The following is a 16,686-nucleotide window of genomic DNA, read 5'->3' as shown; positions in this document are numbered from 1 at the left end:
TGTCTGCCTGTCAGTGCGCCCGCAGCGGCGTGCTCAGGGTACCGGCACGACGTTGCCGTCGATGCCCAGCTTCGCCTTGATCTGCTCGTGCAGCCGCTGCGCGTCGGCGCGCTGGGTCTGCGGGCCGGCGCGCACCCGCCACAACTGCCTGCCGCCGGACTGCACCGAATCGACGAAGCCGTCGAAACCGTTCGCGCGCAGCTTGTCGCGCAGCGCGCTCGCGTCGGCCTGGTTGCTCATCGCCGCCAGCTGCACGGCCCAGCCGCCGGCCCGCGCAGTGGCCGTGGCCATCGGCGTTGCGGCGCTTTCACGGCTGGCGTCCTGTTCGAGCCGTGCAGGCACGCCGGGGATCGACTGGGTGATCTTCAGCCGCGCCGCTTCGGCCGCGGCCCGCGTCTCGAATGGTCCGGCAATGACCAGGGTGCGCTGGCTGCCGCCCTGGCTGATGGCACGGCCGGTGACCGGGTAACCCAGTTCGCGCACACGGCGCTCCAGGTTGGCGGCACCGGCGGCGCTGGCGTAGGCGCTGAGGTTGAGCGTGTAGCTGCCGCGCCCGGCGACGGGCGCGACCGGCGCGGCCACAGGCGTCACCGCAGGAGTCGGCCGCGGCGGCGCGGCGACCGTCGGCTGCGACTTGCCTGCCGATGGCGTGGCGCTGTTCGCCGTGGCCTGCGATGGAATGGTCTGCTGCGGGATCACCGGCTGGCTCGGCGACGTGCCGGCGCCGGTGGTCACCGTGGTCGGCTGCGGCGGCTTGCCGGCTTCGGGATCGGTTTCCACGTCGCGCGGACGCCTGGAACCGATCTCCACCGTGGCCAGCCTGTCGCTCGACGTTGGCGCCACCGACTCGGTCGGCAGGCTGGCGGCCGTCGATCCGCTGGCGGCGGCATCCGGCGCCAGGCTCATGGTGCGGGTCTGCAGATCGCGGTCCGGCGCCGGCGGGATCGCCAGGCTGACGGCCTGGTCGCCACCCGGGGCCGGAGGCGTGCTGGAAAAGAACATCGGCACGAACAGAACCGCCAGCGCAATCAGGACGGCGGCTCCCAGCAGGCGTGTTTTCAAGTTTTCGCTCCAGGGCGGCAAACGCGGTGCGCAACGGCGCGATTATACCTGCCCGCGCCGGACGCCACGCGTCGCCCTCAGACGCCGCGTTCAGCGAGCACCGCACTGGCCACGAAGAACGAGCCGAACGCGAGGATGCGCTCGCCCGGTCGCGCCGCCGCACGCGCCGCCGCCAGCGCGGCGCCCACGTCGGCATGCAGGTCGCACGAAGCCTGCGGCAGAACCTGGCGCAGGGTCGCGGCCAGCGCCGCCACCGTCATGCCGCGCGGGGTGGCCCGGTCCAGCCCGGCCAGGTGCCAGTGGTCGATGCGCGTGCCGAGCGCGCCGATCACCCCGGCCACGTCCTTGTCCGCCAGCGCGCCATACACCGCATGCACCCGCGCCGGCGGCTGCGCATCCAGCCATTCGGCCAGCACGCGCGCGGCCTGCGGGTTGTGGCCCACGTCCACGATCACCGGCGGCTCGCCGCCGATCGACTGCAGCCGCGCCGGCACCCGCACCTCGTGCAGGCCGGTGCTGATCGCGGCGAAGAAGGCGCTGGGCGTGAGCATCTCCAGGCCGAGCGCATGCAGCGCGGCGATCGCCGCTGCCGCGTTCGCGTACTGCACCGGCGCCGCCAGCGCGGGAGCGGGCAGCTCCATCGCGCTGCCGTCGCGGTGGCGCCAGCGCCAGCCGTCCTGGTGGCGCTCGACGCTGAAGTCGATGCCGGCCCGCTCGACCCGCGCACCGCGCTCGACCAGCGCATCGAGCAGGCCGGCCGGCGGGTCCAGCTCACCCACGATCGCTGGCCGGCCGGCGCGGGCGATGCCGGCCTTCTCGCGGCCGATGCTGTCGCGGTCCGGGCCCAGCCACTCCATGTGGTCCAGGTCCACCGTGGTGATCACCGCCACGTCGGCATCGATGATGTTGACCGCATCCAGCCGGCCGCCCAGCCCCACTTCCAGCAGGGCCACGTCGAGGCGGGCACGGGCGAACAGGTCCAGCGCGGCCAGCGCGCCGAACTCGAAATAGGTCAGCGGAACCTCGCCGCGCGCCGCCTCGATCCGCTCGAACGAGTCGATCAGCGCGGCGCTGCCGGCGTTCACGCCGTCGATGCGCACGCGTTCGTTGTATTCCAGCAGGTGCGGCGAGGTGAACGCGCCCACGCGCAGGACGGCGGCACGCAGCATCGCCTCCAGCAAGGCCACGGTGGAGCCCTTGCCGTTGGTGCCGCCCACGGTAATCACCCGCCGGGCCGGCGCCGGCGCGCCCATCCGCCGCCACACTTCGCGTACCCGGTCGAGCCCCAGCTCGATGCTGTGGACGTTGACGCGTTCCTGATACGCCAGCCATTCGGCGAGAGTGCGGCTCATGTGGTGACTTCGTTCCGGGTGATCGGAGGGCATCCGCGCCGACGCGCGGACGGGAGGCACGAAGTCTAAGGCACGGGCTCAGCCGAACGGATGCATGCCGCTGTAATGCAGCGCCATGTACACGCCGAACAGGCCCCACAGGGTTTTCCTCAACGCCTTGCCGACCAGCAGCGCGACCAGCAGGCCGAGCAGCATCGGAAGGTATTTGTCGAGGGCGTTGCGCGTGTCGGAGCTGACGTTCATGGATGTTCTCCCGCACCACCACGGTGCGGAAACATGCTCGCCCGGCGGCGGCGACCACAGAGGCAACCGTCAACCGTCGCTGCTGACGATCGTCATGGCGATGCGCGGCGCAGCCGCAGCGCGTTGCTCACCACCGACACCGAGCTCAGGCTCATCGCCAGCGCGGCGATCATCGGCGACAGCGTGATGCCGAACCACGGATACAGCACGCCGGCCGCCAGCGGCACGCCGACCGCGTTGTAGACGAAGGCGAAGAACAGGTTCTGGTGGATGTTGCGCACGGTGGCTTGCGACAGCCGGCGCGCGCGCACGATCGCGCCCAGTTCGCCCTTGACCAGGGTCACCGAGGCGCTCTCCATCGCCACGTCGGTGCCGCTGCCCATGGCGATGCCGACGTCGGCCGCGGCCAGCGCAGGCGCATCGTTGATGCCGTCGCCGGCCATCGCCACGCGACGGCCCTCGGCACGCAGCGCATTCACCGCCGCCGCCTTGTCGGCCGGCGACACGTCGGCGTGCACTTCGTCGATGCCCAGCTCGCCCGCCACCGCCTGCGCGGTAGTGGCGTTGTCGCCGGTGAGCATCACGATGCGCAGACCGGCCGCGTGCAGTGCCGCGATCGCCGCCGGCGTGTCCGGCTTGATCCGGTCGGCCACCGCGAGCAGGGCGGCGAGCACGCCGTCGACGGCCAGGAACATCACCGTGGCGCCCTGCCCGCGCAACTGCTCGGCGCGGGCGCCAGCGGCGGCGGCGATCGCGATGCGCGACTCGGCCATCAGCTTCGCGTTGCCCAGCGCCACCTCGCTACCGTCCACCGTCGCGCTGACGCCACGGCCGGTCAGCGAACGGAACTCCGTCGCCGCCAGCATCGGCACGTCTTCGGCGTCCGCCGCCGTCACGACCGCCCGCGCCAGCGGATGTTCGCTCGGCCGTTCCAGCGCGGCGGCCAGCGCCAGCAGGCGTTCGCGCGACTGGCCGTCCACGATCACCAGCTCGCTCAGCGTCGGCTTGCCGAGAGTCAGCGTGCCGGTCTTGTCCACCACCAGGGTATCGATGTCGCGCATGCGCTCGATCGCACCGGCGTCCTTGAACAGCACCCCGTGCTGTGCGCCGCGGCCGCTGGCCACCATGATCGAGATCGGCGTGGCCAGGCCAAGCGCGCACGGACAGGCGATGATCAGCACCGACACCGCGGCGATCAGCGCATGCGTGAGGCGCGGCTCCGGCCCGGCCAGCGCCCATGCCGCGAACGCCGCCACGGCCACCACCACCACCGCCGGCACGAACCACGCCGCCACCCTGTCGGCCACGCGCTGCAGCGGCGCCTTGCTGCGCTGCGCGGCCGCCACCAGCGCCACGATCTGCGCCAGCATGGTCTCGCCGCCGACCTTCTGCGCGCGCATGGTCAGGCCACCGTCCTGGTTCACCGTGCCACCGGTCAGCGCGTCGCCCACGGCCTTGGCCACCGGCATCGGTTCGCCGGTGAGCATCGACTCGTCGACGTGGCTCGCGCCATCCAGCACCACGCCGTCCACCGGCACCTTCTCGCCAGGACGCACGCGCAGCACGTCGCCAGCACCCACCTCGTCCAGCGCCACGTCGGCTTCGCTGCCGTCGGCGGCGATCCGCCGCGCCGTCTTCGGCACCAGGCCCAGCAGCAACCTCAGTGCCGCGCCGGTGCGCCGGCGCGCGCGCAGCTCCAGGAAATCGCCCAGCATGACCAGGGTGACGATCACCGCCGCCGATTCGAAGTACACCGCGACGCGGCCGTGCACGTCGCGGAAGCCGTCCGGGAAGATGCCCGGCAGCAGGAACGCCACCGCGCTGTACAGCCACGCCACGCCGGTGCCCAGCGCGATCAGCGTGTACATGTTCGGGCGCCAGGGTTTCAGCGAGCGCCAGCCGCGCGCGAAGAACGGCGCGCCGCCCCACAGCACCACCACGCTGGCCAGCAACGCCTCGGTCCAGGCCGCCACGCCGTCCCACGGCGCGGGCAGGTGCCAGCCGAACAGGTGCGGCCCCATCGCCAGCGCGAACACCGGCAAGGTCAACGCCACCAGCCACCAGAAGCGCCGCGTCATCGACGCCAGCTCGCCGCCGTCGTCCGCGTCCAGCGTCGGCATCATCGGTTCCAGCGCCATGCCGCAGATCGGGCAATCGCCAGGGCCGACCTGCCGGATCTCGGGATGCATCGGACAGGTGTAGATCGTGCCGGGCGGCACCGCCGGCGGTGCCGGGCGATCCTCCAGCCAGGCCAGTGGACCGGCCACGAATTTCTCCCGGCAGCGCGCGGAGCAGAAGTGATACGCGTGGCCGTCATGCTCGGCGCGATGCTTCGCGGTGAGCGGATCGACGTCCATGCCGCAGACCGGGTCCTTCACCGTGCGGGCGTACGCGTGGCCGTGGTGATCGTGAAGGAGGTGGCCGTGAGGTTCGCGGGCGGCAGGCGGCGGCGCCGGTTGCGCCGCACAGCAGTCGCCCGCCCCGCCGTGGCTGCCCCCCGCGTAGGCGGACGGCGCGGCGTCGAACTTCGCCTTGCAGCCGCCGCAGCAGAAATGGAACGTCCGCCCGTCATGCGTGGATTGATGCGTCGAGGTGGCGGGATCCACCGACATGCCGCAGACCGGATCGGTCGTCACTGGCGATATCCCGTCGCCACCGTGGCAGCACGCATGGGCATTCATGCCGACACCCCGTCGTCGCTGAGCGCGCGCAGGATCGGGCACTGCTCCGGCTTGCCATGCCCCGGGCACGACGCCACCAGCTGCGCCAGCCCGTCGCGCACGCGCTGCAGCTCGGCAATACGCTGTTCGATCGCCGCCAGCCGCTGCTGCGCCCGCCGCTTCACCGCCTTCACCCCGCGCTGGCGATCCGCCGACAAGGCCAGCAGCTCGCGGATCTCCTCCAGCGTGAAGCCGAGATCCTTGGCGCGGCGGATGAAGCGCAACTGCGCCACCGCACTGTCGCCGTAACTGCGATAGCCCGACGCGCGCCGCTGCGGCTCGGGCAGCAGGCCCTCGCGCTCGTAGTAACGGATGGTGTCGATCGCCACGCCGGCGCGCTTGGCGACGGCACCGATGGTCAGGGGATGAGTTTGCGTGTTCATGGCAGATAGTCTAGACCTATGATCCAGGTCTAGAGTCAAGCCCTGCCTCCGTATCGACTCGCGCCGGTCCGGGTGGTGGCCCGCCGTCTCCGCCCGGTCTATAGTCCCTTGCGGCAGGCGGAGAGCGGCGTTGCCAGGGGTACGCGATGGCGGATACCGCCTTCAGGCACCCGGGAGCGCTCGACTCGGGTAACGACCATCCCGCACTGGGGAGCGATCCCGCATGCCATGCGGGTCCAACGGACCGGATCCGCTCCAATGGAAGACCCCGGCATCGCACTGCAGCTTCGGCGCCGGGCTGGCGTTCAGTTCGTGGCCCATGGGAGACAAGCCATGTTCGACCTTGCCGGGCAGTTGCGTGACCTGCTGGAAGCGATGCCGGACGCCATCGTCATGGTCGATGCCGACGGAAAGATCGTGTTCGCCAATTCCCAGGCCGGGAGTGTCTTCCGCTACTCCACCGCCGAGCTGATCGGGCAATCGCTGCAGATGCTGTTGCCCGAGCGCTACCGCGAGGCGCACGTGCACCACCGCGGCAAGTTCTTTGCGCAGCCGCGCGCCCGTCCGATGGGGGCCAACCTCGAACTGCGCGGCCGCCGCCGCGACGGCGAGGAATTCCCGGTCGAGATCAGCCTCAGCCCGATCGTGATGGACGGGGTCACGATGGTCATGAGCGCGGTGCGGGACATCACGGTACGCAAGCGCGCCGAGGAAAAATTCCGGGACTTGCTGGAATCGGCGCCCGACGCGATGGTGATCGTCAACCGCGAGGGCCTGATCGTGCTGGCCAACTCCCAGGCGGTGCGCCTGTTCGGCTGGAAGCGCGAGGAACTGCTCGGCCAGGCGATCGAGATGCTGGTACCGGCCCGCTTCCGCCACCGGCACCCGGAACACCGCGCCAGCTTCTTCGTGCAACCGCGGGCACGCAACATGGGCGCGGGCCTGGAGCTCTACGGCCTGCGCAAGGACGGCACCGAATTCCCGGTGGAGATCAGCCTGAGCCCGATGCAGACCGAGGACGGACCGCTGGTGTCCAGCGCCATCCGCGACGTCACCGAACGCAAGCAGGTCGAAGCTTCGCTGCAGCAGGCGAACCGGTTGAAGAGCCAGTTCCTGGCGAACATGTCGCACGAGCTGCGCACGCCGTTGAACGGCATCATCGGCTTCTCGCAGCTGCTGGTCGACGGCAAGGTCGGGCCGCTGCAGGACCGCCAGAGGGAATTCCTCGGCGACATCCTCAACAGCAGCCGCCACCTGCTGCAGTTGGTGAACGACCTGCTCGACATCGCCAAGATCGAGGCCGGCCGCATGGAGCTGCAGGTGGAGGACTTCGCGCTGCCGCCGGCCATCGACGAGGTCCGCGCGGTGCTTTCGCCGCAGGCGGACGAGAAGCACGTGGCGGTGACCGCGACCATCGCTCCCGGGCTGGGCCACGTCAGGCTCGACCGCCACAAGTTCAAGCAGATCCTGCTGAACCTGCTCTCCAACGCGGTCAAGTTCACCGACTCCGGCGGGCAGGTACGCATCGACGCCGCGAACACGCCCGACGGCCAGCTGCAGCTGCGTGTCATCGACACCGGCATCGGCATCGCGGCCGACGACCTCGCCTGCCTGTTCGTCGAGTTCCAGCGCATCGAGCGCGGCGCGGCGAGGCGCTTCCAGGGCACCGGGCTCGGGCTTGCGCTGACCCGCAAGCTGGTCGAAATCCAGCACGGCACGATCACGGTGGAAAGCGAACCGGGCCGCGGCACCGCCATCACCGTGCTGCTGCCGTTGCAGGCGGAGGCGCCGTGACGCAACGCATCCTGGTGGTCGACGACAACCCCACCAACCTCAAGTTGGCGATGTGCGTGCTCGAGCTGGAGGGCTACCTGGTGGACCACGCGGTCGACGCCGAGCAGGCACTGGTCCTGCTGCACGACATCGTTCCCGACCTGATCCTCATGGACATCTCGCTGCCCGGCATGGACGGACTGACCCTCGCACGCAGGCTCAAGACCCAGGAGCGCTTCAAAAACGTGCCCATCGTCGCACTCACGGCCTTCGCCATGAAGGGCGACGAGGAGCGCGCCCGCGAAGCCGGCTGCGACGGCTACATCGCCAAACCGATCGATACCCGCGCGTTCCCCGGGCAGGTCGCGGCCTACCTTCGCGGAGCCGGCCGCCCATGAAGATCCTGATAGTCGACGACCAGCCCATCAATCTCAAACTGCTGCGGGCCCAGCTGGAAGCCGAGGGCCACGTCGTTTTCGACGCGGCCAACGGCATCGAAGCGCTGGCGGCACTCGAGCGCGAGGCGGTCGACGGCGTGGTGTCCGACATCCTGATGCCGCGCATGGACGGCTATCGCCTGTGCCTGGAGGTGAGGAAGCTCGCACGCTTCAGCCACTTGCCGCTGGTGCTCTATACCAGCACCTACAACTCGCCCACCGACCGTGAACTGGCCCGCAGCGCCGGCGCCGATGCGTACATCTCCAAACCGGCGCCCACCGCGGTCATCATGGCGGCCCTGCACGCGGCAGCCGCCGGGCCGCGCAGCAGGGACCCGGCGCCGGCGCCGCAGGAAATCGAGTCCCCCGTGCTGCGCCAGTACAGCGAAACGCTGGTGCGCAAGCTGGAGGACAAGAGCGCCGAACTCGAGCGCGCATGCGAAGGGCTGGCGCAGACCGAGGCACGCCTGTCCGGTCTGGTCGAATCGGCGCTCGACGCCATCGTCGCCTTCGACGACAAGGGGAGGATCGTCCTCTTCAACGCCGCCGCCGAGGCGATGTTCGGGTGCTCCCGGGCGAAGGCCTTGCGCAGTCCCGTGGCCGGTTTCTTCCCCGCAAGCTTCCAGCAGGCCTGGCAGGCGGAGCTGTCGCATCAGGCGGCGCCGCGCCTGCTGCGCGCATTGCGGCGCGACGGCAGCGAATTTCCGATCGAGGCATCGATCTCGTGGCTGGATACCTCGCAAGGCCGCCTCTACACGATGTTCATTCGCGACATTACCGAGCGCGAACGCGTCGAACGCGCGTTGCACGAAAGCGAGGAGCGCTTCCGCAGCATCGTCGAGGCAAGCCAGGACTGGATCTGGGAAGTCGATCGCGAAGGGGGCCTGGTCTATACCAACAGCGCCGTGCAGCGGATGCTCGGCTACGGCGCCAGGGAACTGCTGGGCCGCAACGTGATGACGCTGATTCACCCGGCGGATCGTGCCCTGGTCATGCAACGCATCCCTTCCTTTCTCGAGCGACCGCGGCCGTGGCGCAGGCAGTCCCTGCGCTGGTGCCATCGCGACGGCAGCGTGCACACCCTGGAAAGCACCGCGAATCCCGTGCTGGACGCCTCCGGCCGGACCATCGGCTATCGCGGCGTCCATCACGACAACACCGAGCGACTGGCCCAGGAAGCGCGGATCCGCCGGCTCGCCCGCATCCATGCCGTACTCAGCGCCATCGGCAACATCGTCGTGCGGACGTCCAACCGCAACGAGCTGCTGCACGACGCCTGCCGGGTCGCCGTCGACCAGGGCGGCTTCAGGGCTGCCAGCATCGGCGAGGGCGTTGCCGACGGCACGCTGCGCGTCGTCGCCAGCTACGGTGACGCGACCACGCTGCATTTCGCGGCGCCCAGCGAGCCGATGATCGTGAAGCTGCCCGGCCCTCACTACCAGCACCCCGGTGTGCAGGCCTTCCGCGAAAAGCACAGGGTGGTCATCGGCGATTTCACCCATGCGGACGTTCCCCTCACGCTGCGCAGGGAAATGGCGCAGGCCGGCGTCATGTCGGAAGTGGCACTCCCGCTGGGGGCCGAGCCCTGGGGTGTCCTGACCCTATTCTCGGAATCGGCACGCGACTACGACGAGGAAGAAATCGGCCTGATCGAACGGCTGGCGGACGAAATCGACCGCGCCGCGGACTTCATCACCAAGAGCGAACGGCTCGAATACCTGGCCTATCACAATCCCGTCACCGGCCTGCCCAGCCGCAACGCATTCCGCAAGCAGGTACAGACGATGCAGGCCTGCGGGCCGATGATCGTCTGCGTGCTCGACATACGGCGTTTTGCCTACATCAACGATTCGCGCGGCCGCGCATTCGGCGACCAGTGTCTGCGGCACATCGGCAAGCGGCTGCGCCGCGTCTTCCCCGCCCCGGGGTTCGTGGCGCACCCGGAAGGCTGCACGTTCCTGCTCGCCTATCCGGTCACCGATACGCTCAATGCGGAAATGGAGCGGCTGCAGGCACAACTGAAAAGGTTCGAGGATCAGGTCTTCACGATCGACGACGAGGAGATCTTCATCAACCTGCAGGGCGGCGTGGCGATCGCCCCGCAACACGGCGTCGACGGCGAGATGCTCGAACGCAACGGCATGTCGGCGCTGGCCGAGGCGGAGCGCCGCGACGAGCTCCTGCACGTGTTCAGCGAAGCGCTGCAGGGACGTGCCGCACGCCGTCTGAAACTGGAACGCGACCTGCGCCGCGCCCTGGCCCAGCGCGAATTCGAACTGCTCTACCAGCCCAAGTTCAGCACCATCGGCAACCGCCTGATCGGCGCCGAGGCCTTGCTGCGATGGCACAGCCCGGTACGCGGCATGGTCCCGCCCGCCGAGTTCATACCCGTGCTGGAAGAAACCGGGCTGATCGTTCCCGTGGGCGAACACGTGATGCGCGAGGCGCTGATCCAGGCCACGGCATGGCGCGCCCGCTACCAGCCGGAGCTGCGCATCGCGGTCAACGTGTCCGCACGCGAGTTGCGCTACAGCGGCTTCCTCAGCCAGTGCCACGCGATCCTCGAATCCAGCCGCGCCAACCAGGGCATCGACGTCGAGATCACCGAAAGCCTGCTGATGGACGACATCGACCACAACATCCCGTTGCTCGAACAGCTGCGCAGGATGGGTTGCCGCATTTCCATCGACGACTTCGGCACCGGCTATTCGTCGCTCAACTACCTGGCGCGCCTGCCTGCGGACGAGATCAAGATCGACCAGTCGTTCATCGCCACGCTGACGCAGAGCCCGGAAACCATGGGCCTGATCACCAACCTCATCAACCTCGCCCACTCACTCTCGCTCCAGGTGGTTGCGGAGGGTGTGGAGAACGAAGAACAGGTCAAGCTGCTGCGCCTGCTGCGCTGCGATGTCCTGCAGGGCTATTTTCTCGGACAACCGATGCCGGCGGCGAAATTCGAGGAGTTGCTGGCGCAGCTGGCGTAGACGCCGCTCCGGTTCGAGTCACCCTCCGGTCCGTCCGGCTCGCGTCCGCTTGTCCAGTGCACGGCGGAGATCGAACAACGTGGCTGTGATCTCATCCGCATCGATCACGCCGTAACCGAACGCCACTGCCGGCGCGATGTCGCGCGTCATGGCGTAATCCGCGGTCGATTCCGCACCGGCGGCGAAGCGCAGCACGGTCGGCACGATCTGCGGCGCCAGCGCCGGGTCACGGATGCGTGCAGCGAGGTGCAGACCGGCCTCGGACGGGATCGGCTGCAACCACGGCCCGAGTTCGCGGCGCAGGCCGTCGAGCAGCGCCCCGCGGCGCCCGGCGTAGATCGACCGCATGCGGCGCACGTGGCGCGCCAGGTGGCCGTCGCGGATGAAGGCGGCCAGTGCGGACTGGGTGACGGCGTCGCAGTGGGAGTCGGCGCAATGCTTGACGGCGACCAGCCCGTCGCGCGCCCATGCCGGCGCCACCACGAAGCCCTTGCGCAGCGAGGGGAACATGCTCTTGGAAAACGTACCGACGTAGAACACCGCGGCGTCGCGATCCAGCGTCTGCAGCGCATCCAGCGGACGGCCGCCGAAACGGAATTCGCCGTCGTAGTCGTCCTCGACGACCACCGCGCGGTGACGGCGTGCAAATTCGAGCAGGGCACTGCGCCGGCGCAGCGACATGGCCACGCCGGTGGGCGACTGGTGCGAGGGCGTGACGCTGACGATGCGCACGTCGTCGGGCAGCCGATCCACGCACAGCCCCTCGTCGTCCACCGGCAGCGGCACCAGCAACGCGCCGGCAGCGGCGAACGCGGCGCGCACCGGCGGGTAGCCGGGTTCCTCCACCGCCACCTTCGTCTGCCCCGGCGTGACCAGCAGGCGGGCGATCAGGTCGAACGCCTGCTGCGCGCCGGAGGTGACGATCACGTCGTCGGCGGTGCAGGCCACCGCGCGGGCGAACGCCGCGTGCTGCGCGATCGCCTCGCGCAAGGCGGGAACGCCCTGCGACGGCGCATAAGCGAAGGGCTCGCGTGAACTCCTGCGCAGCGCTTGCGCCATCAAGCGGCGCCAGATGTCGTGCGGAAAATGGCGATGATCGGGAATGCCAAGGCGGAAATTGCGCTCGGGCAGCACCCGTGCGGGCGACGGCGCCATGAACGGCGTACGCCAAACCGACGCGAAACGCGGCTCGTCGATGCCGACGCTGGCCTGGGGCGGTTTCGACGTCCGGCGTCGGGCGAATTCGGCGACTTGCGGCTTCGCGCCCTTGCGCGGAATCAGGTAGCCCTCGGCGACCAGAAGATCGTAGACAGTGACTACCGTATTGCGCGCCACGCCCAATGCCTCGGCGACTTTCCTGGTCGCGGGCAAGAGCGAACGGGCCGGCAAGCGGCCGTCGAGAATGGCCGCGCGCAACTGCTGGTGCAGTTCGTAGGCAAGCTTGCCGCGGCTGCGCGGCAGGCTCACGGGAAACGGGAAAACTGGCCCCATCGGATATCTCTCAAATGGATCAATCAAGGAACCAGATTACTCCTAGAGTGCACCTCGAAACGAGGTTCGATTCCAAGGGAGACCAAGCCATGACGATGTCGATCTGCGGAACCTGCGGCACCCAGTACCCGGATACGCCCAGCCACTGTCCCGTATGCGAGGACGAGCGCCAGTACGTCGGCGCGAACGGCCAGACCTGGACGACCCACGAGGCGTTGAAAGCCGCACACACCCTGCGCCTGGACGACGAGGCTGGCGTGCTCGGCATCGGGCTGGCGCCGGATTTCGCGATCAACCAGCGCGCGCTGTACCTGCCCACCGACGCGGGCAACATCCTGTGGGAAGCCTTGAGCCTGGTCACCGACGAGGCGGTCGCCGCGCTGCGGGCGCGCGGCGGCGTGGACCTGATCGCGATCTCGCACCCGCATTTCTATGCGTCGATGCTGGAGTGGAGCGAAGCGCTCGGCAACGTGCCGGTCCTGCTGCACGAGGCGGACCGCGACTGGGTGCGCCGGCCGTCGCCGAACGTGCAGTTCTGGCGCGGCGAGGCATACCGCCTGTCCGACACGGTGACCCTCATCAACACTGGCGGCCATTTCCCCGGCAGCACGGTGCTGCACTGGAAGGACGGCCCGCGGCCCGGCGGCGCGCTGTTCTCCGGCGACGCGCCGCACGTGGTGAGCAACCGCCGCCACGTCTCGTTCATGCGCAGCTACCCCAACTTCACGCCGATGCCGCCCGACGCGGTGCGCGGCATGCAGATGCGCCTGGCCGGCTACGCGTTCGAGGACGTCTACGGCTTCACCTGGGGCCGCAACATCATTGGCGGCGGCCGTGCCGCGGTCGACGCCTCGTTCGAGCTCTACCTGTCCGCCATCGCCGCCTGAGTCACGCCCATGACCACGCCTTCCGCCCGGCTGCACAACTACCTGCCCGCCCGCTTCAGCACCGCAGCCGCGCGCCACTGGGTGCCCTCCTCCACCCCCGGCAAGTCGTCCAGTCCGCTGCGCTTCTTCGCCGACGATCGCGGCTTCGTCGAGCTGCTGCGGATGGAACCCGGCACGGTGATGCCGCTGCATCGCCATACCGGCGAGATCCACGCGTACAACCTCACCGGCACGCGCAAGCTGTGCACCGGCGAGCTGATCGGTCCCGGCGACTACGTCTACGAACCGCCGGGCAACGTCGACTGGTGGAAGATCGTCGGCGACGAGCCGATGCTGGCGCTGGTGATCGTGATGGGCACGGTCGAGTTCCTCGGCCCCGGCGGCGTGGTCACTGCCCGCGCCTCGGCGGGCAGCCAGCTGGCGGAATACCAGCGCCATTGCCGCGAGCATGGCCTGGTTGCGCTGGATCTGCTGGACTGATCTGCGCTCAGGCGGAGGTCGACCGGCGCCGTGCGGTGGACTTCCGCTTGCCCGGAGCGCACCTGGCAGCGGCGGTCGCGCACGTGCCAGCGGACTGGCTGCAGCAGTGATCGGTCAGGTAGCCGACCAGCTCGTCCATCGTCTCGATCACCGGCGCGTAGTAGATGAAGCGCCCGCTCTGCCGGCTGCTGACCAGGCCCGCGTGCGACAGCTCCTTCAGGTGGAAGGACAGCGTAGCGTTGGGCAGGCCCAGCTTCTCCGCGATCGCGCTGGCCGCCAGTCCTTCCGGCGCATGCTCGATCAGCAGCCGATAGACCGCCAGCCGCGACTCCTGGGCGAGCGCGGCGAGTATCGTGATGGCTTGCCTGTTCTGCATGGCGCTACTCCTGGGCGGCTTCATACCAGCGCTTGCTGCGGTTGACGATGCGCACCACCGACAGCATCACCGGCACCTCGATCAGCACGCCCACCACGGTCGCCAGCGCCGCGCCGGAATGCACGCCGAACAGGCCCACCGCGGTGGCCACCGCCAGCTCAAAGAAATTGCTGGCGCCGATCAGCGCCGAGGGGCCGGCCACGCAGTGCGGCACGCCGAAACGGCGATTGAGCCAGTACGCCAGGCCGGCGTTGAAATACACCTGGATCAGGATCGGCACCGCCAGCAGCGCGATGATCGCCGGCTGCGCAATGATCTGCCGCCCCTGGAAACCGAACAGCAGCACGAGGGTGGCCAGCAGCGCGAACAGGGATATCGGCCCCAACCGCTGCAGCAATTTCCGCAACCGCGCCTCGCCACCGCTGGCAAGCACCCGGCGCCGCAGCAGCACGCTGAGCACTACCGGCACCACGATGTACAGCAGCACCGACAGCAACAGCGTGTTCCACGGCACCGTGATCGAGGAGATGCCCAGCAGCAGCGCCACGATCGGCGCGAACGCTACCACCATGATGGCGTCGTTCAGGGCGACCTGACTCAACGTGAACGCCGGCTCGCCGTGGCACAGGTTGCTCCACACGAACACCATCGCGGTGCACGGCGCGGCGGCCAGCAGGATCAGGCCGGCGATATAGGAGTCGAGCTGTGCGGCCGGCAGCTGGCCGGCGAAGACGTGGCGAATGAAGATCCATCCCAGCAGCGCCATCGAGAACGGCTTCACCGCCCAGTTGATGAAGAGCGTGACGCCGATGCCCTTCCATTGGCGACGCACCCCGCCAAGCGCGCCGAAGTCGATCTTCAACAGCATCGGGATGATCATCAGCCAGATCAGCACGGCCACCGGCAGGTTCACCTGAGCCAGCTGCATGCCGCCCAGCGCCGCGAAACTGCCGGGCAGCAGATGGCCCAGCAGCGTGCCGGCGACGATGCACAGCAGTACCCAGAGGCTGAGCCAGCGCTCGAAGAAGCCGATGTGGGCGCCCTCCGTGGGGACCGGACAGGCGATCAGTTCCGCTGACGTCTGGTTCATGCGTCCGCTTCCTCGTCGGTGATGCTGCCGATGTGATCGAGCGCCTGCTTCAGCTCGTCGCGCCCCATCGTTTCCACCGGCAGCTTCAGCAGCGCCGCGATTCGGTACAGGATCAGCGTGTGCGCGCGCCGGAACGCCGCGACCGCGGCATCCGCCCCCTGGGCGACGGCCGGATCCGGCAGGCCCCAGTGACTTTTCACGAAATCGCCGAACAGCACCGGGCAGGTCTCGTTCGCGGCGTTGTCGCAAACCGTGATCACGATATCCAGCGGCGGCGCACCGGCTTCGGCGAAGCGGTCCCACGACTTGCTGGCAAGTCCCTCGGTGGCGATGCCCAGGGCCTTGAGCTCCCCGATCGCGTAGGGGTTGACGCGCCCGGTCGGCTGGCTGCCGGCGCTGAACGCCTCGAAGCGCCCCTTGCCCAGATGGTTGAGGGTGGCCTCGGACAGGATGCTGCGGGCCGAGTTGCCGGTGCAGATGAACAGGACGCGACACGGATGCATGGAGAGTGATCCCGGATTGACTTCCACATTTCGATAATGATGGAATTATAAAACCAAAGCAACGGAAACATGCCCGTGCCGATCCAGGATCTGCCCCATATCGCCGCCGGGATACTGGACACTCCCAGCCTGGCGAAGCTGGCCTTGCCGGCCGACGCCCATCACCATCCGCCGCGCATCCTGCTCCTGTACGGCTCGCTGCGCCCGCAGTCGTTCAGCCGCAAGCTGGCGCTGGAAGCCGAGCGCATCCTGCGCCACTTCGGCGCCGAGACACGGGTGTTCGACCCGCACGAACTGCCCCTGCTGGACAGCGTGCCGGCCAGCCATCCCAAGGTGCAGGAGCTGCGCGCGCTGTCGCTGTGGTCCGAGGGCCAGGTGTGGGTCAGTCCCGAACGGCACGGGGCGGTGACCGGCGTGTTCAAGAACCAGATCGACTGGCTTCCGCTGGAAGACGGCAGCGTGCGGCCCACGCAGGGACGCACGCTCGCGGTGATGCAGGTCTGCGGCGGCTCGCAGTCGTTCAACGTGGTCAACACCCTGCGCGTACTGGGCCGCTGGATGCGCATGCTGACCATCCCGAACCAGTCGTCGGTGGCCAAGGCCTGGCAGGAGTTCGACGACGACGGCCGGATGAAGCCGTCGCCGTTCTACGACCGCGTGGTCGACGTGATGGAGGAACTGTTCAAGTTCACCCTGCTGGTGCGCGGCCGCCGCGACTACCTGGTCGATCGCTACAGCGAGCGCAAGGGCGCCGCCGCGGCGCGTGCCATCACGGTCGCGGCCGACGTGACCGAGGGCGTGCCGGCAACGGCCGCGGCAAGGGACCCCGCGAGCACCCCCGCCGCCAAACCCGGCTGCTGCGCCGGCGCGGCGTGTTGAGGCGCGGCCGTCGCCCCACCCGC

General features: G+C 69.1%; 15 protein-coding genes. 6 read left to right on the top strand and 9 right to left on the bottom strand.

What is annotated here, in order from left to right:
- Positions 1–33: 33 nt before the first annotated feature.
- The 5 genes from R5H19_RS06090 to R5H19_RS06070 all read right to left on the bottom strand — a co-directional run bounded on the left by R5H19_RS06090 (position 34) and on the right by R5H19_RS06070 (position 5,760).
- Complete coding sequence (locus R5H19_RS06090; RefSeq protein WP_318158056.1) at positions 34–1,062, bottom strand: SPOR domain-containing protein; 1,029 nt, start codon at positions 1,060–1,062, stop codon at positions 34–36.
- Between the two features lie 77 nt (positions 1,063–1,139).
- On the bottom strand, positions 1,140–2,414 hold the full coding sequence (folC, locus tag R5H19_RS06085) for a bifunctional tetrahydrofolate synthase/dihydrofolate synthase (RefSeq protein WP_318158055.1): 1,275 nt from the start codon (positions 2,412–2,414) through the stop codon (positions 1,140–1,142).
- A 78-nt stretch (positions 2,415–2,492) separates the two neighbouring features.
- Entirely contained in the window at positions 2,493–2,657 is a 165-nt protein-coding gene (locus R5H19_RS06080; protein ID WP_318158054.1) for a hypothetical protein, read from the bottom strand.
- A gap of 92 nt (positions 2,658–2,749) precedes the next feature.
- Positions 2,750–5,338, bottom strand: a complete 2,589-nt coding sequence (locus tag R5H19_RS06075) for a heavy metal translocating P-type ATPase (protein WP_318158053.1) — start codon at positions 5,336–5,338, stop codon at positions 2,750–2,752.
- Positions 5,335–5,760: a heavy metal-responsive transcriptional regulator gene (locus R5H19_RS06070; protein WP_318158052.1), complete on the bottom strand. Its 426-nt coding sequence runs from the start codon at positions 5,758–5,760 to the stop codon at positions 5,335–5,337. Before R5H19_RS06070 ends, R5H19_RS06075 begins: the two co-directional genes overlap by 4 nt.
- Before the next feature lie 333 nt (positions 5,761–6,093).
- Here R5H19_RS06070 and R5H19_RS06065 point away from each other — a divergent pair, with 333 nt between their 5' ends.
- From R5H19_RS06065 to R5H19_RS06055, 3 genes are read left to right on the top strand one after another with little or no spacing between them, the layout of a single operon-like run.
- On the top strand, positions 6,094–7,554 hold the full coding sequence (locus R5H19_RS06065) for a PAS domain S-box protein (protein WP_318158051.1): 1,461 nt from the start codon (positions 6,094–6,096) through the stop codon (positions 7,552–7,554).
- Positions 7,551–7,931, top strand: coding sequence for a response regulator (locus R5H19_RS06060; protein WP_318158050.1), 381 nt, complete (start codon positions 7,551–7,553; stop codon positions 7,929–7,931). Before R5H19_RS06065 ends, R5H19_RS06060 begins: the two co-directional genes overlap by 4 nt.
- The gene (locus R5H19_RS06055) at positions 7,928–10,957 is read left to right on the top strand and encodes an EAL domain-containing protein (protein ID WP_318158049.1); all 3,030 of its coding nucleotides are present in this window, start codon (positions 7,928–7,930) and stop codon (positions 10,955–10,957) included. The genes R5H19_RS06060 and R5H19_RS06055 overlap by 4 nt, the downstream gene beginning before the upstream one ends.
- 18 nt (positions 10,958–10,975) lie before the next feature.
- Here the strand turns inward: R5H19_RS06055 and R5H19_RS06050 are convergent, their stop codons facing one another.
- A complete protein-coding gene (locus R5H19_RS06050; protein ID WP_318158048.1) occupies positions 10,976–12,448 on the bottom strand; it encodes a PLP-dependent aminotransferase family protein in 1,473 nt (490 codons plus the stop codon).
- Positions 12,449–12,537: 89 nt separating this feature from the next.
- Here R5H19_RS06050 and R5H19_RS06045 point away from each other — a divergent pair, with 89 nt between their 5' ends.
- Positions 12,538–13,335 (top strand): MBL fold metallo-hydrolase, encoded by a 798-nt coding sequence (locus R5H19_RS06045; protein ID WP_318158047.1) that lies wholly within the window; start codon positions 12,538–12,540, stop codon positions 13,333–13,335.
- Between the two features lie 9 nt (positions 13,336–13,344).
- A complete protein-coding gene (locus tag R5H19_RS06040; protein ID WP_318158046.1) occupies positions 13,345–13,815 on the top strand; it encodes a cupin domain-containing protein in 471 nt (156 codons plus the stop codon).
- Between the two features lie 7 nt (positions 13,816–13,822).
- Here the strand turns inward: R5H19_RS06040 and R5H19_RS06035 are convergent, their stop codons facing one another.
- From R5H19_RS06035 to R5H19_RS06025, 3 genes are read right to left on the bottom strand one after another with little or no spacing between them, the layout of a single operon-like run.
- Entirely contained in the window at positions 13,823–14,191 is a 369-nt protein-coding gene (locus tag R5H19_RS06035) for a metalloregulator ArsR/SmtB family transcription factor (RefSeq protein ID WP_318158045.1), read from the bottom strand.
- 4 nt (positions 14,192–14,195) lie between these two features.
- Positions 14,196–15,281, bottom strand: coding sequence for an ACR3 family arsenite efflux transporter (arsB, locus tag R5H19_RS06030; protein ID WP_318158044.1), 1,086 nt, complete (start codon positions 15,279–15,281; stop codon positions 14,196–14,198).
- Positions 15,278–15,784 carry an arsenate reductase ArsC gene (locus R5H19_RS06025; RefSeq protein WP_318158043.1) on the bottom strand — a complete coding sequence of 169 codons (507 nt, stop codon included), beginning with the start codon at positions 15,782–15,784 and terminating at the stop codon, positions 15,278–15,280. The genes arsB and R5H19_RS06025 overlap by 4 nt, the downstream gene beginning before the upstream one ends.
- Before the next feature lie 75 nt (positions 15,785–15,859).
- Here R5H19_RS06025 and arsH point away from each other — a divergent pair, with 75 nt between their 5' ends.
- Positions 15,860–16,663 (top strand): arsenical resistance protein ArsH, encoded by an 804-nt coding sequence (gene arsH / locus R5H19_RS06020; protein WP_318158164.1) that lies wholly within the window; start codon positions 15,860–15,862, stop codon positions 16,661–16,663.
- Positions 16,664–16,686: the final 23 nt, after the last annotated feature.

The organism is Rhodanobacter sp. KK11, from assembly GCF_033345435.1.
Classification (GTDB): domain Bacteria; phylum Pseudomonadota; class Gammaproteobacteria; order Xanthomonadales; family Rhodanobacteraceae; genus Rhodanobacter.
This window is presented reverse-complemented; position numbering and strand designations above follow the sequence as displayed.